Source organism: Micromonospora sp. NPDC048040 (genome assembly GCF_055587185.1).
Window position 1 is genome coordinate 23,449 of record NZ_JBVJGT010000053.1, and the last position, 23,332, is coordinate 46,780.

23 protein-coding genes and 1 pseudogene are annotated in these 23,332 nt (G+C 71.5%); 16 read left to right on the forward strand and 8 right to left on the reverse strand.

What is annotated here, in order from left to right; genetic code table 11:
• Positions 1–2: 2 nt before the first annotated feature.
• From ACZ6O2_RS30200 to ACZ6O2_RS30240, 9 genes are all read left to right on the forward strand, one after another.
• On the forward strand, positions 3–1,511 hold the full coding sequence (locus tag ACZ6O2_RS30200; protein ID WP_466025253.1) for a GH39 family glycosyl hydrolase: 1,509 nt from the start codon (positions 3–5) through the stop codon (positions 1,509–1,511).
• A complete protein-coding gene (locus ACZ6O2_RS30205; RefSeq protein ID WP_466025254.1) occupies positions 1,508–2,824 on the forward strand; it encodes a hypothetical protein in 1,317 nt (438 codons plus the stop codon). Before ACZ6O2_RS30200 ends, ACZ6O2_RS30205 begins: the two co-directional genes overlap by 4 nt.
• Positions 2,821–3,864 carry a phosphotransferase family protein gene (locus ACZ6O2_RS30210; protein ID WP_466025255.1) on the forward strand — a complete coding sequence of 348 codons (1,044 nt, stop codon included), beginning with the start codon at positions 2,821–2,823 and terminating at the stop codon, positions 3,862–3,864. The genes ACZ6O2_RS30205 and ACZ6O2_RS30210 overlap by 4 nt, the downstream gene beginning before the upstream one ends.
• Positions 3,809–6,217, forward strand: coding sequence for a glycosyltransferase (locus tag ACZ6O2_RS30215; protein ID WP_466025256.1), 2,409 nt, complete (start codon positions 3,809–3,811; stop codon positions 6,215–6,217). Before ACZ6O2_RS30210 ends, ACZ6O2_RS30215 begins: the two co-directional genes overlap by 56 nt.
• Positions 6,214–7,029, forward strand: a complete 816-nt coding sequence (locus ACZ6O2_RS30220; protein WP_466025257.1) for a polysaccharide deacetylase family protein — start codon at positions 6,214–6,216, stop codon at positions 7,027–7,029. Before ACZ6O2_RS30215 ends, ACZ6O2_RS30220 begins: the two co-directional genes overlap by 4 nt.
• Before the next feature lie 75 nt (positions 7,030–7,104).
• Entirely contained in the window at positions 7,105–8,412 is a 1,308-nt protein-coding gene (locus ACZ6O2_RS30225) for a lipopolysaccharide biosynthesis protein (protein ID WP_350709792.1), read from the forward strand.
• On the forward strand, positions 8,409–10,265 hold the full coding sequence (locus ACZ6O2_RS30230) for a hypothetical protein (protein ID WP_466025258.1): 1,857 nt from the start codon (positions 8,409–8,411) through the stop codon (positions 10,263–10,265). Before ACZ6O2_RS30225 ends, ACZ6O2_RS30230 begins: the two co-directional genes overlap by 4 nt.
• On the forward strand, positions 10,249–10,692 hold the full coding sequence (locus ACZ6O2_RS30235; RefSeq protein WP_466025259.1) for a hypothetical protein: 444 nt from the start codon (positions 10,249–10,251) through the stop codon (positions 10,690–10,692). The genes ACZ6O2_RS30230 and ACZ6O2_RS30235 overlap by 17 nt, the downstream gene beginning before the upstream one ends.
• Positions 10,689–10,901 (forward strand): hypothetical protein, encoded by a 213-nt coding sequence (locus tag ACZ6O2_RS30240; protein ID WP_466025260.1) that lies wholly within the window; start codon positions 10,689–10,691, stop codon positions 10,899–10,901. The genes ACZ6O2_RS30235 and ACZ6O2_RS30240 overlap by 4 nt, the downstream gene beginning before the upstream one ends.
• Before the next feature lie 96 nt (positions 10,902–10,997).
• Here ACZ6O2_RS30240 and ACZ6O2_RS30245 read toward each other — a convergent pair whose 3' ends face one another.
• Together ACZ6O2_RS30245 and ACZ6O2_RS30250 are read right to left on the reverse strand one after the other, a co-directional pair.
• Complete coding sequence (locus tag ACZ6O2_RS30245) at positions 10,998–11,861, reverse strand: cytochrome c biogenesis CcdA family protein (RefSeq protein ID WP_466025261.1); 864 nt, start codon at positions 11,859–11,861, stop codon at positions 10,998–11,000.
• The gene (locus tag ACZ6O2_RS30250; RefSeq protein ID WP_466025262.1) at positions 11,858–12,619 is read right to left on the reverse strand and encodes a DsbA family protein; all 762 of its coding nucleotides are present in this window, start codon (positions 12,617–12,619) and stop codon (positions 11,858–11,860) included. Before ACZ6O2_RS30250 ends, ACZ6O2_RS30245 begins: the two co-directional genes overlap by 4 nt.
• A gap of 87 nt (positions 12,620–12,706) precedes the next feature.
• Here ACZ6O2_RS30250 and ACZ6O2_RS30255 point away from each other — a divergent pair, with 87 nt between their 5' ends.
• The 4 genes from ACZ6O2_RS30255 to ACZ6O2_RS30270 all read left to right on the forward strand — a co-directional run bounded on the left by ACZ6O2_RS30255 (position 12,707) and on the right by ACZ6O2_RS30270 (position 15,219).
• Positions 12,707–13,168 carry a hypothetical protein gene (locus ACZ6O2_RS30255; RefSeq protein ID WP_350709781.1) on the forward strand — a complete coding sequence of 154 codons (462 nt, stop codon included), beginning with the start codon at positions 12,707–12,709 and terminating at the stop codon, positions 13,166–13,168.
• Positions 13,165–13,557 (forward strand): BlaI/MecI/CopY family transcriptional regulator, encoded by a 393-nt coding sequence (locus ACZ6O2_RS30260; RefSeq protein ID WP_350709779.1) that lies wholly within the window; start codon positions 13,165–13,167, stop codon positions 13,555–13,557. The genes ACZ6O2_RS30255 and ACZ6O2_RS30260 overlap by 4 nt, the downstream gene beginning before the upstream one ends.
• Positions 13,554–14,492 carry a M56 family metallopeptidase gene (locus tag ACZ6O2_RS30265; protein ID WP_466025263.1) on the forward strand — a complete coding sequence of 313 codons (939 nt, stop codon included), beginning with the start codon at positions 13,554–13,556 and terminating at the stop codon, positions 14,490–14,492. Before ACZ6O2_RS30260 ends, ACZ6O2_RS30265 begins: the two co-directional genes overlap by 4 nt.
• A gap of 127 nt (positions 14,493–14,619) precedes the next feature.
• Positions 14,620–15,219 (forward strand): class I SAM-dependent methyltransferase, encoded by a 600-nt coding sequence (locus ACZ6O2_RS30270; protein ID WP_466025264.1) that lies wholly within the window; start codon positions 14,620–14,622, stop codon positions 15,217–15,219.
• A 362-nt stretch (positions 15,220–15,581) separates the two neighbouring features.
• On the opposite strand, the gene ACZ6O2_RS30275 is transcribed toward ACZ6O2_RS30270, so the two are convergent.
• The 4 genes from ACZ6O2_RS30275 to ACZ6O2_RS30290 form a co-directional block, all read right to left on the reverse strand.
• Positions 15,582–15,962, reverse strand: coding sequence for a VOC family protein (locus tag ACZ6O2_RS30275; RefSeq protein ID WP_350709769.1), 381 nt, complete (start codon positions 15,960–15,962; stop codon positions 15,582–15,584).
• 651 nt (positions 15,963–16,613) lie between these two features.
• Positions 16,614–17,372, reverse strand: coding sequence for a DivIVA domain-containing protein (locus tag ACZ6O2_RS30280; protein ID WP_466025265.1), 759 nt, complete (start codon positions 17,370–17,372; stop codon positions 16,614–16,616).
• A 207-nt stretch (positions 17,373–17,579) separates the two neighbouring features.
• Complete coding sequence (locus ACZ6O2_RS30285) at positions 17,580–18,284, reverse strand: DivIVA domain-containing protein (RefSeq protein ID WP_466025266.1); 705 nt, start codon at positions 18,282–18,284, stop codon at positions 17,580–17,582.
• A gap of 258 nt (positions 18,285–18,542) precedes the next feature.
• A complete protein-coding gene (locus tag ACZ6O2_RS30290) occupies positions 18,543–19,268 on the reverse strand; it encodes a TetR/AcrR family transcriptional regulator (protein ID WP_466025267.1) in 726 nt (241 codons plus the stop codon).
• A gap of 24 nt (positions 19,269–19,292) precedes the next feature.
• Here ACZ6O2_RS30290 and ACZ6O2_RS30295 point away from each other — a divergent pair, with 24 nt between their 5' ends.
• Complete coding sequence (locus ACZ6O2_RS30295; RefSeq protein WP_466025268.1) at positions 19,293–20,453, forward strand: FAD-dependent oxidoreductase; 1,161 nt, start codon at positions 19,293–19,295, stop codon at positions 20,451–20,453.
• Positions 20,454–20,521: 68 nt separating this feature from the next.
• Here ACZ6O2_RS30295 and ACZ6O2_RS30300 read toward each other — a convergent pair whose 3' ends face one another.
• Entirely contained in the window at positions 20,522–20,971 is a 450-nt protein-coding gene (locus ACZ6O2_RS30300) for a DUF1062 domain-containing protein (RefSeq protein ID WP_466025269.1), read from the reverse strand.
• 569 nt (positions 20,972–21,540) lie between these two features.
• On the opposite strand from ACZ6O2_RS30300, the pseudogene ACZ6O2_RS30305 reads away from it, so the two are divergent.
• Together ACZ6O2_RS30305 and ACZ6O2_RS30310 are read left to right on the forward strand one after the other, a co-directional pair.
• Positions 21,541–21,978 (forward strand): annotated as a pseudogene (locus ACZ6O2_RS30305) (VOC family protein); the annotation flags it as partial.
• An 82-nt stretch (positions 21,979–22,060) separates the two neighbouring features.
• Positions 22,061–22,846 carry a VOC family protein gene (locus tag ACZ6O2_RS30310; RefSeq protein ID WP_466025270.1) on the forward strand — a complete coding sequence of 262 codons (786 nt, stop codon included), beginning with the start codon at positions 22,061–22,063 and terminating at the stop codon, positions 22,844–22,846.
• 234 nt (positions 22,847–23,080) lie between these two features.
• Here ACZ6O2_RS30310 and tnpA read toward each other — a convergent pair.
• Positions 23,081–23,332 (reverse strand): IS200/IS605 family transposase (gene tnpA, locus ACZ6O2_RS30315; protein ID WP_466025271.1); only part of this gene is annotated, 252 nt, incomplete at its 5' end.

The window sequence follows — 23,332 nt, forward strand, 5'->3', positions numbered from 1 at the left end:
TGATGAGCCGTACCCCACGTCGCCGGCCAGGCCTGTCCCGGCCTGCTGGCCACCGGTGGCTGGTCCTTGCCGCGGCCCTGACCGCGATCGCTCTGCTCGTGACTTTCGACCGCCCCGCCTCGAACCCGCCGGACGACGCCGAAGGCCTCCCGATCGGCTCGGACGCGGCCGGATACGACTGGTCGGCGCCACAGAGCCACCGTCCCGACCCGCGCACCCTTTCCCTGGGCGTCACCCACACTCGCTACTCGATCGACGACTGGGGCAGCGCACCCGCCACCATTTCCGCCAAGGCCGTCCTGACGGCGACCGCCAGCTACCAGAATCAGCACATCCTCGGCTGGGGGGCGGAGAATCCGCAGCCGAGCCCGGGCACGTTCGACTGGTCCTCCCTGGACCGGCGGGTGAACCTGATCAGGTCGACCCGCGGCACCCCGGTCATCACGCTCTGCTGCGCCCCGGACTGGATGAAGGGTGGACGACCCGGGGAGACCAACTGGAAACGGCTGGAGGTCGCGCCCCGTCCTGAGCACTACGCCGACTTCGCGGCGCTCGCCGCGGCAGTCGCCAGACGCTATCGGGACGTGCGGCACTTCCAGGTCTGGAACGAGATGAAGGGCTTCTGGAACGCAGCCGGGAACCGCTGGGACTACGAGTCCTACACCAGGCTCTACAACGCGGTGTACGACGCGCTCAAGGCGGTGGACTCCACCATCGCCGTCGGTGGCCCGTACGTCGTCATCGACATCTGGGCGAACGCGAAGACCGCCAGTCACCCGTCGGCGCTCGCCGGCGCCTGTGGCGTGGTCGACCAGCGCGGACTCGACGCGCTGGACTACTGGCTCCGGCACAAGCGCGGCGCGGACTTCGTCGCCGTCGACGCCGGCCTGTCGACCCGTGACCAGGGCACGATCACGGCGACCACCACCAGCGGCGAACTCTTCGGCGCGCTCACCCGATGGCTGCGTCAGCGGACGTCCCTGCCGATCTGGTGGAGCGAGTTCCACGTGGGCCGGGCCTATGCCGCCGGGCAGCAGCAACTGACCGCCCGGGCCGTCGCTGCCCTTCTGCACATGGCCGACCAGGGCGCGACGGCGGCACTGATCTGGGAACCCCAGGGCGACACCGGGCAGCCGCACGGGCCCGCGCTCTGGAGCTCGACGAACGGCGACGACGGGGGACGGCCCCTGGCGTACGGGGAGGCGGTCGCCCGGCTGCAGCAGGTGCTCGCTGACCGCGCCGGACCCGACGCCGTCGCCTGGCCGGCACCCGAGCTGGGCCTGGCCTGGGGCCGGGCGGGCGTCCTCCTGGTGCACAACGACGGCGACCGGATCGACCTGCAGATTCAGGGACGGCCGCTGAACCTCGGGCCGTACGAGGTCCGGTATCTCCCACTGCGGGCCGACACACCGGTGGAATTCGCGGTCCCCTGGCCGTCGGCGCCGACCGTACCGGCGGGTCGATGCCTTCGCCTGACCGACGCGGCCGCACCCTCGTCGGAGACACGATGAGCGGCGATGACGTGACCACGCCGACGAGGACCGCGGCCGCGGGGGATGCGGTGCCGCCACGGCCGGCCGAACCGGCGAGGGCCGCGCGCGGGCTCGCCCGGGCGGTGCTGGCCGGCCTCGACGAGGCCGGCGTGCGCTGGTGCCTGCTGCGGGGCGGTCCGGAGGCGCTCACCGGCCCCGGAGACCTGGACCTCCTGATCGCGCCGGCCGATCTCGCGCGGACGGTGGCCGTCATCGAGACCCACGGCCTGATCCGCCTGGCAGGTCACGGCCGGGGCAGTCACCGGTTCTTCCTGGGGCTCGACGACGCCACCAGCTCGTGGGTCGAACTCGACCTGGTGACCGAACTCGCCTACGGCCGTCACTTCGAGGTGCGCACCCTGGTCGCCGGACAGTGCCTGGACCGCCGCGCCCGCCAGGACGACGTGTGGGTACTCGCGCCAGGGGACGAGTTCTGGTCGCTGCTGCTGCACTGCGTGCTCGACAAGGGCACCGTCGCCGGCCACCACCTCCGTCGTCTGCGGCACCTGGAGGACCACGCCACGCTCGACGGTCCACTCCCCCGGGCGCTGCCGGACCGGGCGGCCCGGATGCTTCTGGCGTACTGGCGGGTCGGTCGTCCGGCGGCGCTGCCGGCCGTCCGCCGGCAACTGCTCGCCGGCTGGTGGCGGGCCCATCCGGCCAGCGCGGCGCGCCGTGTCGTCGGCTCGGCCACCCTGCGCGCGATCGAGCGGCCCTTGCAGGCGTGGAGTCGCCGGGGCGCGGACGTCGCCCTCCTCGGCCCCGACGGGTCCGGGAAATCCACCCTGGCGCAGGGCATCGAGTCGACGTTCTACTTTCCGGTACGCCGGGTCTACATGGGGCTCTGGCCGTCGACCGAGGCGCCGCGCAGCGTTGCCGAGCAGGCCGTACGCATTTCGCTGCGCCCGTTCACCGTGTGGCGCCGGTACCTGATGGCCACGTGCCACCGGGCCCTGGGCCGGATGGTGGTCTACGACCGGTACGTCTACGACGCGCTGCTCCCGCCGCGCGGGCCGCTGGTGTGGCTCAAGTGGCCGTACTTCCAGCTGCTGAGCCGGCTCTGCCCGGCACCCGACGTGGTGCTGCTGCTGGACGTCCCGGGGTCGGTCATGTACCGCCGCTCCGGGGAGTACGACCCGGCGCACCTCGAGCGGGAACGCGAGCAGTACCGGCGGCTGCGCCGACGGATTCCGCACCTGGAGCGCGTGGACGCCGACCGGGCACCGGAAGTGGTGCTCGCCGACGCGCTCGGCCGGATCTGGCGGCACTACGTCGAGCGGAGGACACGGTGAGGGGCGCGGTCCAGTGGGCGCAGCCGGTCCTGCGCGACCGGCTCGCCTCCTGGCTGCACCGGCCCGAACGGAGCTGGACCGCCACGGTCGCTCCCCGCCTGGTCGCCCGGGCGACCGCCACCGACGACACCTGGTGGCGGACCGAGACCGTCGCCTTCACCAGCACGTCCGTCGCCGTGGCGGCGGTACGGGGCCGCGGCACCGGCGGCCGCTACATGGTCAAGGTGCCCTGGACCGGCCGGGCCATCGAGGGGCTGCGGCGCCAGACCGAGATACTCGACCTTCTGCGGGCAGACCCGCGCCTGCCCGCCCTGCGCCCGGTCCTGCCGCACTGTGCGGCGCAAGGAGAGATCGACGGGCGCTACTACTGCGTGGAAGTGGCGCTGCGCGGCGCTCCTGCGAGCGGGATGATGCTGCGGCGTGCCCGGCGGGGCGCGCTGCTCGCCTCCGCCAGCCGGGTCATCCACGACCTCCACGCGCAGACCCGGGAACGGACCCTGCTCGACCGGGCCGCCGTGACGGGGTGGGTGGACGCCCCGCTCCGGCGGCTGGAGGAGTTCTTCGCTCGCCACCCGCGTGGCGGTCGGCTCCTCGACACGGTCCGGCGGCTACGGGAGGAGCTCATGGTCGCCCTCGTCGGCCGCACCGTTCACACCTCCTGGATCCACGGCGACTTCTGGCCCGGCAACCTACTGGCCAGCTCGATGGACGGCCAGGTGACCGGAATCGTCGACTGGGACCAGGCCGCGGACAGGCAACTCCCTCTGCACGATCTGCTGCACCTGCACGTCCTCGCCCGTCGGCTGGCCCGCGGCGACGAACTCGGCGAGATCGTCGTCCACGCGCTGCGCCACGGCATCGACCGGACGCTCTACGTCCCCGCCGGCGAGGTGGCCGACTGGCTGGACGGCATCCCACCGCGCCCGGCCCTCCTCCTCTATTGGCTACGCCACATCCTGCTCTTCCTCGACTCGGAAGGTGACCATGACGATCCACGCTGGGTCCGCAGCAACGTCGAGCGCGTCCTCGTCAACGTCTGAGCCGATCACCGTCCTCGTTCCGGAGGCGCCGGCCGGGTCCGGCTCGGCCCCGACCGCGACCGTGGTCATCTGCGTCTACACGGAGCGGCGGTGGCACCAGATCGTCCGGGCGGTCGGCTCCGCGTTGGCGCAGGAGGTACCGCCGGCGCAGGTCGTCGTGGTCGTCGACCACAACCCGGCGCTGCTGGAGCGGGCGCGCGCCACGTTCCCCGAGCTGACCGTCGTTCCGAGCAGCGGCCCGCGCGGCCTCTCGGCGGCCCGCAACACCGGGCTGGCCCGGGCGACCGGTGAGATCGTCGCCTTCCTCGACGACGACGCCGCGGCGGAACCCGACTGGCTGGCCCGGCTGCTGCCGCACTACCAGGACGAGCGGGTGCTGGCGGTCGGCGGCCACGCCCTGCCGGACTGGGAGGGGGAACGGCCACGGTGGCTGCCGTCCGAGTTCGACTGGGTGGTCGGGTGCAGCTTCACCGGCCAGCCCACCGAGGTCGCGCCCGTGCGGAACGTCATCGGCTGCAACATGTCCTTCCGGCGGTCGATCCTGGATCGCACCGCGGGCTTCGACCCGGCGCTCGGCCGAGTCGGCCGGACGCCGGTCGGCTGCGAGGAGACGGAACTCTGCATCCGTATCCGGCAGCTCGAACCGGACGGCGTGGTGCTCTACGAGCCGGCGGCCCGGGTGCGGCATCGAGTGACCACGGACCGGGCGAAGTGGCGCTACTTCCGGCAGCGGTGCTTCTCGGAGGGGCGGTCCAAGGCCGTGGTCGCCCGGCTGGTCGGCAGCGACGCCGGACTCGCCACCGAGCGCACGTACACCCGCCGCACGCTGCCCGCCGGGGTGCGCCGCGGCGTGCGCCAGCTCCGGCACGGTGACCCTGCCGGGCTGCTGCGCTCCGCGGCGATCGTCGTCGGGCTGCTGGTCACCACCGCCGGCTACGTCTCGGCCCACGCCCTTCGCGCCTCCCAGGCGGTGAGCACGCCGGTCCCCCGGCGCCGGACGGGTCCGGCACCCGTGCGGGTGGTCACCGTCGAGCTGTCCGAGGGGGTGCCCGACGTACCCGACACCGGCGGGCCGGACGACATCCGGTACGGCGCCGCGCAGGTCCTGGTCCGGCTGCACGGGCAGCCGCTCGGGCTGGTCGATGTCCCGCTGCCGGCCGGCGGGCTGGCTGCGCCGGCGCTCACCGCCACCATCCGGTCCCGGCTGTCCGCGGCGATCGACGCGCACCGGCGGCACGACGGCCTGCCCACGTTCGACCGCCTCGACTCCGAGCCGGCCGAGGAGAGCGGCGGCCCCGGGGAGGCGCACCTTTCCGACGCGGCCGCAACCGGCGACGCCGGGTCGTGTCCTTCCCGTCGACGGGCGGTGGAGCAGTCCGCCTTCGTCAGCGTGGTGGTGCCCACCTGTGGACGCACGCCGCTGCTCGAGTCCACCCTCGACTCGCTCGCCGCGCTCGACTACCCCGACTACGAGATCATCGTTGTGGACAACGCGCCGCAGGTCACCGAAACGGCGCGGATCGTCGCCCGGCGCGCCGCCGACGATCCCCGGTTCCGCTACGCCGGGGAGCCGCGACCCGGCGTCGCGCACGCCCGCAACCGGGGGTTGGCCGAGGCTCGGGGCGCGATCGTGGCCTACGCCGACGACGACGTGATCCTCGACCGGGGGTGGCTACGCAGCCTCGTCGACGGCTTCACCGACGACGACGTCGCCGCGGTGACCGGTCAGGTCCTCGCCCGGGAACTCGACACGCCGTCGCAGATCTGGCTGGAGCAGTACGGCGGCTACGGCAAGGGCTGCCAGCGGCGGCGGTTCGACCGGGCCGGGTTCGCCACGCTCGAGGCGGGAGCCGCCCGTCGGGTGGACCTTCCACCGCGGTCGCTGCACCCGTACCTGCCCGGCTCGTACGGCTCCGGCGCCAACATGGCGTTGCGCAGGGACGCGCTGCTGCGGCTGGGCGGCTTCGATCCGCGGCTGCGCAGCGGGGAGGACATCGACGTCCTGCTGCGTACGGTGCTGGCCGGTCACGTGCTGGCGTACGAGCCGGGGGCCATTGTCTGGCACACCCACCGACGTGAGGTGCGGGCGCTACGACGGACCATGTACCAGTACGGGGTCGGCCTCGGCGCGGTGCTGACGAAATGCCTGGCGAACGACCCCACCACCCGACGGGAGCTGCTGGCGCGGCTGCCCCGCGGCGTCGCCTACGCCCTGCGGCCCGGCTCGGCAAAGAACGGCCGCAAGCAGAAGGGCTACCCCGCCTGGCTGACGGCCGTTGAACTCTGCGGGCTGGCGCTCGGGCCGGTCCATTACGCCGCCGCCGCGGTCCGATTCGCGAGGAGCCGCCGATGAACCCGGCAGCGGAGATCGTCGTCCCCGTCCTCTGCTATCACAGCGTCGGCGACCTGCGCCGCGACGGCACGTTGCGCTGGTCGGTGTCGCCGGGCGACTTCGACGAGCAGATGGCGCTGATCCGGGCGCGCGAGCGTACGCCGATGACCGTCGGCGACTACGCGGCCGTGCTGCGCGGGCTGGCCCCGCTGCCGCCGCGACCAGTGCTGGTCACCTTCGACGACGGCTTTCCCGACCTCGCCGAAACCGCACTGCCGGTGCTCCGCCGGTACCGGCTCACGGCGACGGCGTTCGTCATCGCCGCGCGAGTGGGCGCGACGCCGCCGCCGGACGGGGATCCGTCACTCGACTGGGACCAGCTGCGTGATCTGCGCTCGCACGGGGTGGAGATCGGGTCGCACAGCCAGAGCCACCGCGCCCTCGACTGCCTCCGCCGGGCCGAGCTGCGGCAGGAGGTCGCCGGGAGCCGGCAGGTGCTGGAGGACGGGTTGGGGACGCCGATCCGGTCCTTCGCCTATCCGTACGGCTACCACAGCGACGCCGTGCGGACCGCGGTGCGCGCCGCCGGTTACTCCTCCGCCTGTGGCGTCAAGAACGCGCTGAGCCACCCGGGCGATGACGTCTTCGCCATCGCCCGGGTGCTGATCGAGCGGGACACCGGTGTCGCCGGCATCGGGGCCCTGCTCGACGGCACCGGCTGGCCGCTGGCGTGGCACGGCGAGCGGTTGCTCACCAGGGGCTGGCGCGCGTACCGGCGGGCCCGCCACCTGGTGCACGGTGCGGATCCGCGGCTGAGCCGGCCGACGTCGTGACCGCGGGGAGAGCCCGGGGACGGGAGGAGGGCTGATGTCGTGAGTGCCCAGCGAGCTGGGACGGCGGACCCGTCGGTGGGTCGCGCGACTCCCGGCGTCGGCACCGTCGCCGAGCCGATCGGCGTACGGCTGCGGCAGCACCTGCGCGACCCGCTGAACGGCAACGTCTACGCGCTGATGCTCAACACGGCGGTGAGCTCACTGCTCGGCATCGCGTACTGGGCTCTCGCCGCCCGCCTCTACTCGCCGGTCGAACTCGGCGTCGGGGCGGCGATGGTGTCCACGATGACATTTCTCAGCAACCTCGCGCAGCTCAATCTGAACGGAGCGCTCGCCCGCTTCCTACCGGCCGCCGCCGGTCAGGGCAGTCGGCTGGTCGGGTACTCCTACGGGCTCACCTGTCTCGCGGCGCTCGCCCTGAGCGGCGGTTTCCTGCTGCTCGCCCCCCGGGTCACCGACCGGCTCGATTTCCTGGACCGCACTCCCCTGCTCGCTGTGGCGTTCGCCCTCTCCGTCGCCGCCTGGTGCGTCTTCACCCTGCAGGACAGCGTGCTGACCGCCCTGCGCGGTGTCGTCTGGGTCCCGATCGAGAACACCATTTTCGGGCTCGTCAAGATCGCGCTGCTGGTGCTGCTCGCCGGCGCCGTACCGACCCTGGGCATCTTCGTCTCGTGGAACCTGGCGGTTGTCGCGGCGCTCGTCCCCGTCAACGTGCTGGTCTTCCGCCGGCTGCTGCCCAGGCAGCGGGCCCGCCGCACCGAAGCGGCGCTGCCGGCCCGCCGGGTGCTCGCCCGGTTCGTGGCGCTGGACTACGTCGGATATCTGTTCATGCAGGCCGGCACGAACGCGCTGCCGTTGATCGTGACCGCCCGGCTGGGCGCCGAAGCCAACGGCGTCTTCTACGTGGCCTGGCTGCTCGGCGGCTCCCTGGAACTGGTGGCGTACCACTTCGGCACCTCGCTGACCGTGGAGGCCGCCGCCGACGAGTCGCGCCTCGCGGCGTACGCGCGGCAGGTGCTGCGACGGGGCCTGCTCCTCTTCGTACCGGCGGTCATCCTGCTCTGCGTGTCGGCGCCGCTGCTGCTGACCCTGTTCGGCAGCGACTACGCCGCGACCGGCTCCGGCACGCTGCGGCTCTTCGCCATCGCGGTGCTGCCCAAGCTGGTGCTGACCGTCTTCGTCGCGGCGTCCCGTGTGCAACGCCGGGTGGGGCGGATCATCGCCGTGCACGCGGCCACGAGCACGCTGGTCCTGTCGCTGGCGCTGGTCGCGATGGCCGAGATCGGGGTCGTCGGGGTCGGCGTCGCCTACCTCGCCGGACAGGTCGTGGTGGCGGGCGCCGTCCTGCCGTCGATGATCCAGCTGCTACGGCGCGCGTCGTGAGCGGTGACGGCGCACTGCTGGCCGCCCCGGCGGCCACCGCCGGTCAGCGGATCCGGGAGGGCCTGCTTGCTGGCGTCGAGTGGGCCGCGCCCGCGGCGGCGCTCGCGCTCGGGGTCTGGGCCCTGCGGCGGGGGGACGTCGCCGACATCGGGTCGCTCGGCCTGGTCACCGCGCTCCGGCCCGAGCTGTACGCCGCACTGGCCGTGCTGACCGCGAGTTTCCTGCAGGGCGTCTTCCGCACCCGCAGGGCCTCGGACACCCTGCTCGCCGCACACGTGGGGGTGCTCGTCGTCCTGCTCTTCGGTGCGGCGCCGATCATCGAACCACTGCCGCGCATGATCCCGGGCTGGCTGCACGTCGGCTTCGCCGACTACATCGCCCGTACCGGGGAGACGCTGCCGGAGCTGGACGCCCGCTTCAGCTGGCCCGGATTCTTCGCACTGGCGGCCATGGCCACGCGGGCGGCCGGGATGCCGGACGCCATGCCGCTGCTCGCCTGGGCGCCCGTGGCGTTCAACCTGCTCTACGGCGCTGCGGCGTTCCGGCTGGCCCGGGTGACGTCGGCTGACGCGCGGACGGCGTGGCTCGCCCTCTGGCTGTTCTTTCCCGCCAACTGGGTCGGGCAGGACTACTTCGGCCCCCAGGCGCTGAACTACCTCTTCTACCTCGTCCTGCTGATGCTGCTGCTCCGTTGGTTCCGGCCCGTCCGGTACGGCGGCCGGCAGCGCACGCGGCCCCGGCGAAGCCCGGTCGGTCTGCTGCTGCGCCTGCTCCGGCTGCCGCCGAGGCCGCTGCTGCTCGAACCCGTGGCCCATCAGGCCAGCCCGGCGTCGCTGGTCGGTCTGGTGGCGGTGATCCTCGCCCTCTTCGCGGCCAGCACCGTCAGCCACCAGCTCACCCCGATCGCGATCGTGGTTGCCGTCGGTGCGCTGGCGCTGGTCCGCCGGTGCACGCTCCGCACGCTGCCGGTCCTGCTCGCCGTCGTGCTCATGGCCTACATCAGCTACGGGGCCGTCGTGTACTGGGCGGGGCACCTGGACGACATGTTCGGCAACTTCGGACAGGTCGGCGGCACCATCAACGACGGGGCGGTCGAACGGGTGCGGGGCGACGAGGGGCACCAGGTGGTCGTGCTGCTGCGACTCGTCCTCGCGGTGTCGGTCTGGGGGCTGGCCGCGGCCGGCGCGTGGCGACGAATGCGCCGGGGTGATGCCGACCTGGGTCTGCTGGCACTCGCCGGGGCACCGTTCCTCCTCCTGGGGATGCAGAGCTACGGCGGCGAGATCTTCCTTCGGGTCTACGCCTTCGCCCTGCCGTTCATGGCGATCCTGCTGGCCGCGTTGCTGGTCCCGGTGTGGCCGGCGCGGCGTCGCGTCACCTCGGCCCTCATCGCGGGCGCGCTGAGTACCGTGCTCATCGGCGCGTTCTTCGTCGCCCGATACGGGAATGAGGCGTTCGAGCAGGTACGCCCGGCCGACCACCAAGCCGTCGAGTGGCTCTACGCACACGCTCCGGAGGGCGTCTCGTTCGTCTCGGTGACGTCCAACGTCCCCTGGCGGGCGCAGGGCGTCGAACGGTACCGGTACCGGCCCCTCGGCGAGGACCTCGGGCCGACGAGCGTCATGGCGATCGAGGAAGAGATGCGGCGCAACCCGAAGGGCGCGTACCTGATCATGACGAAGGGGCAGTTCGTCTTCGCGGAGTCGTTCCTGGGCAAGCCGCGCGGCTGGGGCGAAAACCTGGAACGCCAGGTCGTCGACTCAGGACGGTTCAGGCTTGTCTACACCAACTCCGAGGCGCGGGTCTATGTCCTCAGCAATGGCGAAAGGGGCGGTGGTGACGGAGATCGTTGAGTCCTGCGCGACCGCCGATCGGCGTCTCTCCGAGCAACCGGCTGCTTCCTCAGTGAGGGATCTCCCGCTCTCGCCTTGGCCGGCGTTGGTGACACTTCTCGCCAGTGCCGGCGTTCTCAACGTCGTTCTCTGGGACGTGCCGGGCATCTTGCGGGCGGTCGTCGTCCTCGGCTATCTCGCCGTGGCGCCGGGACTGGCTTTCGCGCGTCTGATCCGGATACCGGACGGCCCCAGCCGGTTCGTCGTCGGCGTCGCGCTCAGCCTCGCCCTCGGCGTCCTGGTCGCGCAGGGGATGATCCATCTGCACCGATGGTCACCGCCGCTCGGGCTCGCCGTCGTCACCGCGATCGCGTCGCTGGCCGCCATGATCGAGCTGGCCCGGTGCGGGCTGCAGCACCGCCGGAGGCGACGGATGGAGGCGGAATGATGGACTTCGCCCTCACCGCGGCCCGGGCCGGGCCCGTCCAGGCGGCCGTGCTCGCCCTGCTGGTGCTGACGCTCAGCTCCCGGATCGTGGTGCAGCTCACCGGGCGGCCGGCGCGGCGGAAGACCCTGCGGATCCTCGACATGGTCGCCGCACCGGTACTCGTCGCGTTCGTCATCATCATCCTTCAGCGGTTCCGTGACCTGAGCTGACGGCCGCTCCCCCGGTCCCACAGGCCGTGGCGGTCGCAGGCCGCTGGGACCTCGCGGACTTCAGTGCGAGGAATCGGCCCCGGAAGCCCCCGTACGTCACGAGCGGGGCCTCGTCGGGGTCTCCTGCCGGGCGGCCTGGCCCGAGACGTTCCGCCGTCTGCGGCGGAGCAGGACGGCCAGCGCGGCGGCGGCGACGAGCAGCAATGTCGCCTCGTCCGGCACGGACCCGAGGGTGCGGGCCACCCACTCCTGTGCCGCGCCCTCGACGTCGGTCAGGCCCAGGCCGCCGGCCAGCCCAGCGGTGCCGTCGAAGGCCAGGAAGAACGCGCCGAGCGCGATGAACAGCAGCCCGGAGACGAGGGAGGTGCTGTGCACCTGGAACCTGCCCACCGTCAGGCCCCGGCCCCGTAGCCACCGCCGCTGTCCGATGCGCCACCGGTCCCAGACCAGGGCGAGCAGCAGCAACGGCGCGGTCATGCCGAGGGCGTAGACGGCGAGCAGCGCCCCGCCGGAAGCGGGCTGACCGGATGTGGCGGCGACCGTGAGGATCGCGCCGAGGATCGGCCCGGAGCAGAAACCGGCGAGCCCGGAGACCGCGCCGAGGGCGAACACCGAAGCCGGGGAGTCTCCGGTCAGCCGGCCCAGCCAGCGCTGCGCGGGCCCGAAGGCGAAACCGCGTCCGGCCAGTTGTACGACACCCAACGCGATGATCGCCCAACCGGCGACCAGGATCAGGGTGTCGCGGTTGCGGAAGAACACGCCGGCGATGGCCGAGGAACCGACGCCGAGGGGCACCAGGACCGCGGCGAGCCCGAGGTAGAACACGCCGGTGCGCGCCACGAGGCGGCCGGGGCTGCCGAACGCGTACGCAAAGAACGACGGCAACAGCATCGCGCTGCACGGGCTCAGCAAGGCGAGCGTCCCGCCGAGCAGCGCGGCCAGGTAGCCGACGTCGGTCATCGCGCCAGCTCCAACTCCTTGTCGATGGCCTGCTTGAACGCCTCGAACGGCTGGGCGCCGATGATCGGGGTGCCGCCGACGATGAACGCCGGCGTGCCGGTGATCCCCATCGAGGTGGCCTCCTGCTCGTCCCGGTCGACTGCGGCTGTGGTGACCGCGGAGGCACGGTCGGCGTCGAAGCGCGCCAGGTCCAGCCCGAGTTCGCGGGCGGCGGCGCGCAGCGCCTCGTCGTCCAGGGCCCCGCTGTTGACCCGCCGTTCCTCGGCGTACAGCGCGTGGTGGTACTTCCAGAACTTGCCTTGCGCGCCGGCGGCGCGGGCGGCGGCTGCGGCGTCCCGGGACTCCGGCCCGAGGTACGGCAGGTCCCGCCACTCGATGCGGACCAGACCCTTGTCGACGTATTCGCGGATCAGCCGGGGTTCGACCTGCCGGGCGTGCCGTCGGCAGAACGGGCACTGGAAGTCGGAGTATTCCAGCATCACGACGGGCGCGTCCGGCTCACCCAGTGCCACCGGGTCTCCCGGTGTCCGTCGGGCCAGGCCGGCGAATGGGTTCGCCCGTTCCTCCCCAGGGCCTGCCGCCTGCCCGCCGGGCACGGCCGGCGTTGCGTCGGAGGACGGCCGGCCGAGCACGATCAGCACGGCGACCACGGCGATGACCAGCACGGGACCGAGCCATCCGGCGGTGCGCCGGATGGCGTGCGGCCCACTTGCGCGGCGTACGGGCCGACGCGGAGCGGAACGGGCGGAGGGCTTCATGGTGGCTCCCTGGACACTTCTACTATCCGTCTTAGTACTATCCACTCTAGTACTATGATGATTCGTACGAAGCTGAGGAGGAGCACCATGCGGAGCTGGACGCCGCGCCGGCTGGCCGCCGCGGTGGTCGGTGGCGTCGTCACCGCAGTGGTGATCGCCGTGCCGACCGACCTGCTCGACACGCCCCTGTTCGGCCGCAGCGTTCCGGTGACCTGGTGGGCCTGGCCGGTCCTGGTCGTCACGGCGACGCTGTCGGGCCTGCTGCTGGCCACCTACGTCCGGCCTGCGGGCGCCACGCGGTCCCCTCGGGCGGAGCAACAGGTGGGCGCGGTGGGCGGTGTGCTGTCACTGCTGGCGGTGGGCTGCCCGGTCTGCAACAAGTTGGTGCTGCTCGCGCTCGGCACCAGCGGCGCGATGACCTGGTTCGCGCCGGCCCAACCGCTACTGGCCGCCGCCTCGATCGGCCTGCTCGGCTGGGCGCTGCGGCGGCGGCTGCTCGGTGAACGGCAGTGCCCGGTGCCCGCGTCGGGCGGAAGGGTCGAGCGGTGATCAGGCCCGGGCGCCGTGACCGCGGCGCGGAACGCTCCCTCGGCCCCTTGGAGTCCGAGGTGATGAACCGGCTCTGGGCAGCGGATGCCCCGCTCACGGTCCGGCAGATGGTCGACTCGCTCGCCGACAAGGGCCTGGCCTACACGACGGTGATGACGGTCCTGGACAATCTTCACCGCAAGGGCTGGGCGGAGCGGGACCTCGTCGGCCGCGCCTACCGCTACCGGCCCCGCATCGGCCGAGAGGAACACATCAGCCAGGTGATGGCCGACGCGCTCTCCTCCGCCAGCGACCAGCACGCCGCCCTCGCCCGGTTCGTCGACACCATGAGCCCCGAGGAGGCGGCCCTGCTGCGCGCCATCCTGCACGACCGGCAGGAGTCGACATGATCAGTCTCCTCCTGCTCGTCTGGGCAACTGCCGTCGCCGTGGCTGCGCCCCGCGCCATCGCCGCCCGGTCCTGGAGTCGGGCCGCCCCACGGGTCGCAGTCGGCCTGTGGCTCGGCGCCCTGGCTTCGGCAACCGGAGCCGGGCTGCTCGTCGCCGTGCCGCCAGCCGCGCTCGCCGCCGGCCTTGACGGCGTCGTCGAGGCCTGTGCCCGCGCGCTGGCCCGCCTCGGCGCTCCCAACGGGACCCTCGCCGCACTCGCCCTGGCCGCCACCGCCGTACTCGCCGCCCGCCTCGCGATCAGCGCGGTCGCCACCCTCCACGCGGCCCGACGGTGGCGGCGGCATCACCTGGCGGCGCTGTCCCCCGTGGCCCGACCAGGACCGACGGGCGGTTGCACCGTCGTGGAGCACGCCACGCCGATGGTCTACTGCCTGCCCGGCAGACCCGGACACGTTGTCGTCACCCGTGGCGCGCTCGACGCGTTGACCCCGCAGCAACTCGATGCGGTGCTGCGGCACGAACGCGCTCATCTACGCGGTCGCCACCACCTGCTCGTGGCCGTCGCGGCGGCCTTCCACCGGGCCCTGCCCGGGCTGCCCCTGGCCCGCGCCGCCGAGAACGAGATCCGCCGCCTCGTCGAGCACCTCGCCGACGACCGGGCCGGCGCACAGCACGGCCGCCACACCGTGGCCGCCGCCATCGTCCGACTCGCCGACACCACCCCCGGTCACGCCCTCGGCGCCGGCGGCACCGCCGTGGACCGGGTGCGCCGACTACTCACCCCCGCCCCACCCAGGTCGGCGGCACGGGGTCTGCTCGGTGCCGCCGCCGTCACCCTGCTCCTAATGTTTCCCCTGGTCACGACCGCGACAGCCGCGGGGATCGCCGTGCACGAGACCACCTGCTCACACTCACAGACCTCCGCCCGCGGCTGAGCCTGGGAAAGACCCGCTCACACCTCACCTGCCGGCCGATGCTGAGAGGCGGAAGGCCGACCGGGGCCGGCAAGACCACCCTGGTCAACCTGGTCATGACGCCGCCAAACCGAAAGGAAGCCGAAACGTGGACAGTGCGGACTGGGATGCCCGCTACGCCGACGCCCCCGAACTTGTCTGGACCGCCGAGCCGAACCGGTTCGTCGTCGAGGAGACCGCCGACCTGCCGCCGGGCCGGGCGCTCGACCTGGCCGCGGGCGAAGGTCGCAACGCGGTCTGGCTGGCCGAACGCGGATGGCGGGTCACCGCCGTCGACTTCTCCGCCGTGGCCGTGCGACGCGGCCAGGACCTTGCCCGCGAACGGGGCGTCGACATCGACTGGCAGGTCGCCGACGTCACCACCTACCGGCCCGAAGCCGGCGCCTACGATCTGGTGCTCATCGCCTACCTGCACCTGCCCCGCCCCGACCTGGCCACCGTCCTGCGGCACGCGGCCACCTCCGTACGCCCCGGCGGGTCGTTCGTCCTCGTCGCCCACGACCTGGCCAACCTCACCGCCGGCACCGGCGGCCCGCAGGATCCCGCGGTGTTGCCGACGCCGGAGATGGTGGTCGCCGAGCTGCCCGGCATGCAGATCAGCCGGGCCGAGACGGCCCGGCGTCCGGTCCGGGTGGGGGACGAGACGGTCGACGCCCTGGACACCGTGGTGGCCGCGACCCGCCCGTGACCGCTCCCTACAGGCGATCGCCCCGGCAGCACCCTGCCGCGATTCATCAGCCCACGCGGATCGAACAGCTGCTTCAGGCCCCGCATCGATGCAGCTCCTGGCTGTCGTTGTGGCAACCGGGCCTGACCTGAAGTGTTGGGGGCTTGGGTGTGCGCCGGGGGCAAAATCGACCAGAATTATGGTCGTTATTCATGGCGGACTGCGACTCACGCCCAGACAGCCGCATCAGCCGATGTCTGGCGCCGTGGGGTCTGGGCGACCGGGTCTGCCCTTGAGCCCAAGTGATGGGCTTCGCTTCCGGGCCGCTCCGCCACCAGCTTCCGCCAGCGCCGACCGCACCAGAATGGCTGGCGACTACAGGGTCAACCTTCGCGGGGCTGGCTCACGCCGAGGATGTTGCCTTCGCTGTCCTTGAACCAGGCGCCGCGCATCGTCGGAAACTCTGCGACGCCGTTGACTGTCTTGAGGCCAGGGAGATCGTATTCTTCGAACGTCACGCCGCGCCTCCGGAGGTCCGCCATCTCGGCGTCGAGGTCGGCGACCAGCCAGGCCGCCAACGTGTGGGGCGCCTGCCCGGCATTCGATGTGGGATAGATGAAGAACCGCGTTCCGCCGGAGTCGAAATGGACTGCGTCCTCGGCTTCCTGCGACATGGTCAGGCCCAGGGTATCGCGATAGAAACGCTTGGCCCGCTCCATGTCGTTTGCGGGAATGGCCGCCTGCACCGGTGCGTCTGTCAACATGATGGCTCACCTCCTACGACAGGGTAATCATCACCAGGCCGACAGACTTCCACTTTGCCATCATCGTGGCCGCTCTGGGCTCGCCACATGCACAGGTACGCCCGCCAGGCACCCGGTGATCTACCTCCTGACCCGGCCGTCCGACGAGAGGGCGTGCGACGGTCGCGGGTCCACCCGGGCATACCACTCCCGGATGGGGTGAGGTAGAAGGATCCTCCTTCCTGCGCCGGGTGCAGCCGGAGCAGGGCGTACAGGGCGGCTAGCGGCTCGGGCAGCTCGTCACGGCGCAGCCGGCCGTCCGGGTTGAAGACGGCCTGTTGGACCGGGGCCAGCACGACCCGGTGCTCCACCGACACCACCCCCGTCGCGCAGCCCCGACCCGGGATGCTCGGCCCGGGGCGGCAGCCTCCGCCCGGTCGTCACAGGTCGGCGCTGGCTCGTGCCGGCTCGGTGAGACCGGCAGGTGGGAGCAGGCACGACCAGCGACGCCAGGAACCGCCGAGCGCCCCTCCCTTGGGCCAGGCCGGTCCGCGATGCGGGGCGCCCGCTGTCCACCGCCGGCTCAGGTGCGGGCGCCGATCGGGGACACCTGGCAGAACCAGCCGCTGTGGGCTTCACCGGAGAGCCGAGCAGCACCTGCCGCACGGCGTGTCAGCGGACGTCGCCACTGACGTTCTGCCGACCCGGAAGCCGGTAGCGGAGCCAGGCGTTCTCATCGAACACCGGGACCGGACCGGCTTTGGGGATGTCCTCCATGTTGTCCATCCGGCGCGTCACTTCGAGTCGCAGGAGCTCCTGGTAGTCGCGCCCGAAGCCGGTGAGCTCTTCAATCCTCCGCTGTAGGGCGTCGCGCTCGTTCTCCAACGAGAGGATGGCATCGTGGTAGCGCTGGAGGGCCGCCTCCTCCGCCTGTCCGGCGGTCGCCTGGGCCTCCTCCACCAGCGACTGCGCCTCACCCAGGGCGCTCCCGACCAGCCGGTCCGCCTCGCGTCGAGCGTCCTCGATGTGGCCATCCGCGGTCTGCTGCGCCATTTCCAGCACGCGGGCCACCTGGCCGTCCTGCGCGCCCCCTTCGGCGCGCGCCCCGGCCTGCGCGCGGGCGCGCTCCAGGTCAGCCTGGAGCAGATCCCGGACCCGTTCGGTGTCCGCCTTCTCACTGATCACCCGCTGGAGCCTCGACCGCAGTTCTGACAGCTCGGCGTAGCCGGCTGCGCTGAGCCCGTCAGCCTCGTGGTTCGACGGGCCCTGCACGACCCTTCGGCGCAGCGATTCGTTTTCCTCGATCAGCCGGATGATTTCACGTTCGATTCCGTCGAGGAAAGCGTCGACTTCCTCCTCGTCATAGCCCCTCTTGCCGATCGGAGGCTTCTTGAAAGCGACGTTGTGGATGTCGGCCGGAGTTAGTGGCATCTTGGCTCCCTGGAGTTTGCCCGCGGTCACGGCGTCGCGCCGGACAGACTACCCCGGCCGGCGCAGAGGGATGGCAGCGCATAGACAACGTCGTCGTTACGAGCGGCCCTCGCGCAGAGCTACATCGGAGCGGACCACCCGCGCCCCTGTCCCCCGCCGTCAGCCGGCGGACCGACCGAAACAACCACCCGCGGTCGTGACGGTGCCTCAGATCTCGGGCCTAAGCTGGGCGGGCAGCTCAGCGGCACCGCAGTCGTTGTCCCTGCTGCCGTCACCACCCATGTCGTTCATCAAGCTCGACAGATGCTCCTGGAGGCGCTTGCGGTAGTCCTGGGCAAAATGATTGAGAGTGGTGATGTGCCGCTGCGTCTCCGCCACCTCGACGTCGAGGCCCTCAATGGCCTCCTTGTGGCGGCCAACGGCCTGCATCTCCGTCTCCCGTGCCTCGGCCTGCGATTCCTGAGCTATTCTCTCGATTGTCGCTCGGGTCCCCGACAGCAGTTCATCGGCTTCCGCACGCGCCTTGCTCAAATAATCGTCGGCGGTACGCTGCGCCATCATGAGCACCGGCAGGCTTCTGCCCTCGTCATCAGGCGCGACCTCCCTGGCCTGAGCGCGCGCCAACTCCAACTGTCGCTGCGCGTCCTGCGCGGCCTCCTCGGCGATCGCCCGCTCTCGTAGCAGCCGGGCCAACTGCGCATGCACTTCCTGCAACTCCAGGCCCAGCCGGCCGTGGCCGCCGTCGCCGGTCTCCACCTGCGCCCGCAGAGCACTGTTGTCGTCCGCAAGCCGTTGGATCTCACGTTCGACCTCGTCGAGGAAGGCATCCACCTCTTCCTCGTCGTATCCCCGCTTGCCGAGCGAGGGCTTCTTGAAGGCCACGTTGTGAATGTCGGCCGGCGTCAGAGGCATCGGAACTCCTTGGATCGGTCGCTGAGCGACATCGCCGTCGAGTCAGGGACCGGCTATCGTGCGGCGGATGTGGCAGCTTCTCGATCGCCGGCACCGTCACACGGTCGGCGGCCTTCGTCAGGCGGCACCGTACCGCAAACTCGATCTGCCTTTGAAGATCAGCATGCCGTTAGGGGCAACGTCCCCGCGCACGGCCGGCGGCGGATCCGGATCTCTGATCAAGGTGTAGTGAGCCGGCACTGGCCTGCGAGCAGTAGGTCACGTGCGGGGATGGCTGGTGATGCCGTCCAGGATGGTGATCAGGTTGTGGTGGAAGGTTTCCTCGGCGTTGAGGTGGGCGCCGTCGATGACGAGCCGGGCGATGGTGGGGTAGCGGCCCGTTTCGAGCATGCGTGTCAGGTAGGGCCCGAGGGCGGCCTGCCAAGCGGACACGTCGGTGCCGGTTGACCGGGCGGTGCGTCGCTCGGTGATCTCCCTGCGGAGTGCTCCGACGATGAACGCGTTGAGGGCGCCCACGGCCCGCTGGAGATCGTCGATACCGCGCACGCCAGGGGCCTGGCTGAGCGCCGCCGCGGTGGCTTCGCCCACGGCGAGCGCGTGAGGACCCAAGTGTGGCCTTGCGCCGAGCAGGTCGACGAACCACTCATGATCAAGAGCGGCGTCGCGGGTCCGGTGAACGATGGCCAGTACCGTGGCGCGCCACTCGGAGTGCTGGCCGGCCTCGGCGATCTGGGCATACACGGCGTCGACCATCAGGTCGAGAAGTTCGGATCTGTTGATCACGTAGTCGTAGAGCCGCATCGGACCGACACCGAGCTCTTTGGCGATCTTGCGTACCGACAGCTCCTCGAGGCCGTGTGCGTCGGCGATCCGGATTGCCGTGGCGGCGATCTTCGCGCGGCTCAGCGGCACCGGTGCCGCCCGCGGCTGAGGCTCGGGCCGTTCCCAGACGGGCAGCGGTGCGCTACCGTACGGCGTATCCATAAGATACAGCGTACGGTAACGGAGATGGTGATGCGAATTGCGATCGCCGGTGGTGGCCTCGGCGGCCTGACGCTGGCCCGGATCCTGCACCGGCACGGCATCGAGGCGGTGGTGTACGAACGCGAGGCAAGCCGGTCCGCGCGATCACAGGGCGGATCGCTCGACCTGCACCCGGAGTCCGGGCAACAGGCCCTGGCCGCGGCAGGTCTCGCCGGCCGGTTCCGGTCCGAGGCACGGCCGGAGGGCGAGGAACATCGCATCCTCGACCCGGCCGGACGCACCCTCGTGCACCACAAGCCACAACCCGGCTCATACTCCGGGCGCCCCGAGATCGACCGCAGCGCACTGCGTGATCTTCTGCTCGATTCGCTCCCCGGCGACGCGGTGGCCTGGCAGCACCGGCTCGTCGCGGCGACGCCACGACCCGACGGAGGCTTCGGACTGACGTTCGATGGCGGCCGCAGCGCCGACTGCGACGTCCTCATCGGCGCGGACGGCGCACGCTCGGTCGTCCGGTCGCTGCTGACCGACGCGACACTGTCCTCCGTGGCCACCTTGGCCGAGCTCACCATCAGCGACGTCGACCGGCGCCACCCGGATCTCGCCGATCTGGTCGGCCCCGGAAACCTCTGGTGCATCGGCGTGAACCAGATCCTGGCAGCACAACGCCTCGGCAACGGCAGCATCCGAGTCGGCATCTCCCTACCCGCGGACGATCGCCACCTCGACACCTACCGCAGCAAGCGTGCTCTGCTGGACATGTTCGACGGCTGGGACCCCAGCCTCACCGCACTCATCGAGGCCGGCGACAGCCCGCCGACCCCACGCAGGATCGAGGCGATGCCCACCGGTACACGCTGGGCCCACCAACCGGGCATCACCCTCATCGGTGACGCCGCGCACCTCATGCCGCCGGTCGGCGAGGGCGCCAACCAAGCCATGCTCGACGCCGCCGAACTCGCCGCCGAACTCGCCGCCGACCGCGCCGACCCCGACTCGGCGATCCAGACGTACGAGGAGGCGATGTTCACCAGGATCCAGCCGATCGCCGAAATGTCCGCACGAGTACAAGCAATGATGCTCTCCCCCACCGCAGCCGACGACATCATCCGCTTCTTCACGCCGCGGCCCGCCGAGCCGGCACCCGCAGATGGACAACGCGCAACGCAGCCGGCCTCGCCCTGACAGACCCTCCTGCCCTCGAAGATCGGATGTCCGCTCATCGGCGCGCCCGGATGGGTGCACCCGGGCGTTCACCTTCGTCGCCGGTATCGGGCCGGCCCTGACCCTCGTTCGCGCCCGGTCGCGAGCGACCGCGCGTGGACCGCCGCGTGATGCAGTCCGGGGCAAGGCCACCTTGCCTCTCGCCCTGGCTCAGGCCCACGGCGGCGGCTCAGAGCAGGACGGTCGAGAAGGATGCGGGCGACGAGGGCAGGGAAGGTACCGGAGTGGCCCCCCAGAAGGATCGGATCCAGGTACCGGACCGGGACGCGATCATGAACGGTGACCTTGCTGGCGCGGTCGCAGGAAACGCAGGCGACCAGGCACCAGATGTCGAGGAATTTGCCGTTGACATTGACGCGGAACTTCCCGTCGCCGGTGCTGACGAGGCCGGAATGGCAGTGAACGCAGCGGAATGCGAGCAGGGGAAGGCGCGTGAGCCGAACGGCCCAGGACAGAACGATATGAGGACGCGTAGACATGATCTCTCTTAAGACCTGACGGAGGGCATGGGAAAGAGCCGACGGCGACGTCGGCGACCGATGCGCGGGGATGGTGTCAGGTCTAAAGAGCAGGCGGCGTCACGCGGGGTGAAGTCCTCTCGTGAGTGGGTCGGAGAAGAAGATCCAGTTGCAAGGTAGGGCGGGACGGGCTGGCGAGGCCACCAATTTTTGTCCTGGTGCCGAGCACAGGGGCGGGGTCGGCGTCGACCACGCGCCGATCGCCCGCGCGGCCCTTTCCGCCGTAGTCCGTCCACCCCCGGTGGGACTTGTTCCTCCCGCTGGCCTTCGCCCTGTCCTCCGGCAGCCTCGCGGGGGACGCCTACCTGCCGCGGCGGATCGGTGAACAGAGGATAGAAAGCCGCCTCGAAAGCCCGAGCCCGGACATCCGTCGTCGTCACGGCGGCGCTCGCATCGCGGCTGATCCGGACGACGGTTCAGCTGACGATTCGCCCGATCCGCCCCGTACGACGCCGAACGGTGCCACGATGCCGGCAGGGCGTGCCGGCGGTGGCCGCCCCCCAGTCGAGAGGGGTCGACGTGAGCACCGTCCCGCCGGGCACGCCCTGCTGGGCCGACCTGGCCACCCGGATCTCGCCGAAGTGTTCCACATCCCCGGCGCGATGGCCTGGAACGAGCTGGTCACCCCCGACCCGGAGGGCGCGAAGGGCTTCTACGAGCTGGTCCTCGGCTGGCACCCGGACGACCAGCCGATGGGAACGATCACCAACACCGGCTGGCGGCACGGCGCGCAGATCGTGGCGGGGCTGATGCCGCTCGGCGACGACTTTCCGGAGAATTCGTCCGCCTACTGGTCGGTGCACTTCTCCGTGGTCGACGCGGACGCGGCGGCCGCCCGCGCCGGCGAGCTGGGTGGCACCATCCTGGTCCCGTCTCGGGACAGCCCGGCCTGCCGCTCCGCCGGCCTCCGCGACCCGCAGGGCGCCCTCTTCAACGTCATCGCCCTCGCCCGCACCGGTGCCGGCTGACGGCCGTCGGCTGTCGGCCGTCGGGCCCGCCCGCCGCCATTCCGCCGAGAGTTGCCCGAGCAGAGGAAGCGAAGCCGAAGCCATGACAGATATCCCACCGGGAGCACCCGCCTGGGTTGACCTGGTCACCACCGACCTCCCCGGCGCGGCGCGCTTCTACGCGCCCTTGTTCGGCTGGGCCGTCGCCGAGGCGGACCGGCAACCCGCGGCTGACGGTCACCTCGTCTTCCACCAGCAGGGCAAACCGGTGGCCGGTGCCGGGCTGGGGGCCGGCCCGCAACGGCCGCCTGCCTGGATGCCCTACCTGGCGACCGACGACGCCGAGGGGGCCTGCCAGCGGGTGACCGCCGCCGGCGGCCGGATCCTGACCGAGCCCTTCGACGTCCCCGGCTCCCGGCGGACGGCGCTCTTCGCCGACCCGGCCGGGGCGCCGTTCGGGGTGTGGCAGTCGCTCGGCATGCCGGGGGCCGAGGTGTTCGACGTGCCCGGCTCGCTGACCTGGGCCGAGCTGACCACGCGGGAGTGGGACCGGGCCAAGGAGTTCTACGGGTCGGTGTTCGGCTGGGCGGCGGACGACCAACCGATGGGCTCGATCACCTACACCACCTGGCAGCTGGACGGTCGTCCCGTCGCCGGGATGATGCCCATGATCGGCGAGGACTGGGGTGACCTCCCGTCCCACTGGATGGTCTACTTCGCGGTCACCGACACCGACAGGTTCGTCGCCGAGGCGCTCGGGATGGGCGCGACGGTCGCCGTCCAGCCGACGGACCTGACGCGGGGCCGGTTCGCGGTGCTCACCGATCCACAGGGGGTGTTCTTCTCGATCCTCGGGACTACTCCGCGCGCTGGTTCTGGCGTTGCGTGACCTGGACGATCAGGCGCGGGTGTCGGCGGCGAGGAGGCCTGGCTACACCGGCCGGGTTGACGCCGCCACCCCGCTCGTCACTCTCGTCGCCGATCGGGCACCGCGGATACGGCCCATGGCGCGCTCACGGATGCCGTGCTTTGTCAGCGGCTACCGGAATGCGGGCCAGTGCTCCGTCCTTCAGGGCGGGGGTGAAGGCCCGCGCTGGGAGGGCCGTCAGGCCCGAGCAGTGCCTTAAGCCGGACGGTTCTGCTGCTCGATGTACTGCTTCACGGCACTCAGCGGTGCCCCTGCGACGGAGCCCGCGAAGTACGAGCCCGACCAGAGTTTGTTGGCCCGGTAGTAGTGGCGTACGAGGTCGGGGAACTCCTGCCGCAGGCGGCGCGACGACACGCCTTTGAGGCTGTTGACCAGCCGGGCCACGGCCACTTTGGGCGGGTAGTTGACCAGCAGATGCACGTGGTTGTTCTCGCCGTTGAACTCGAC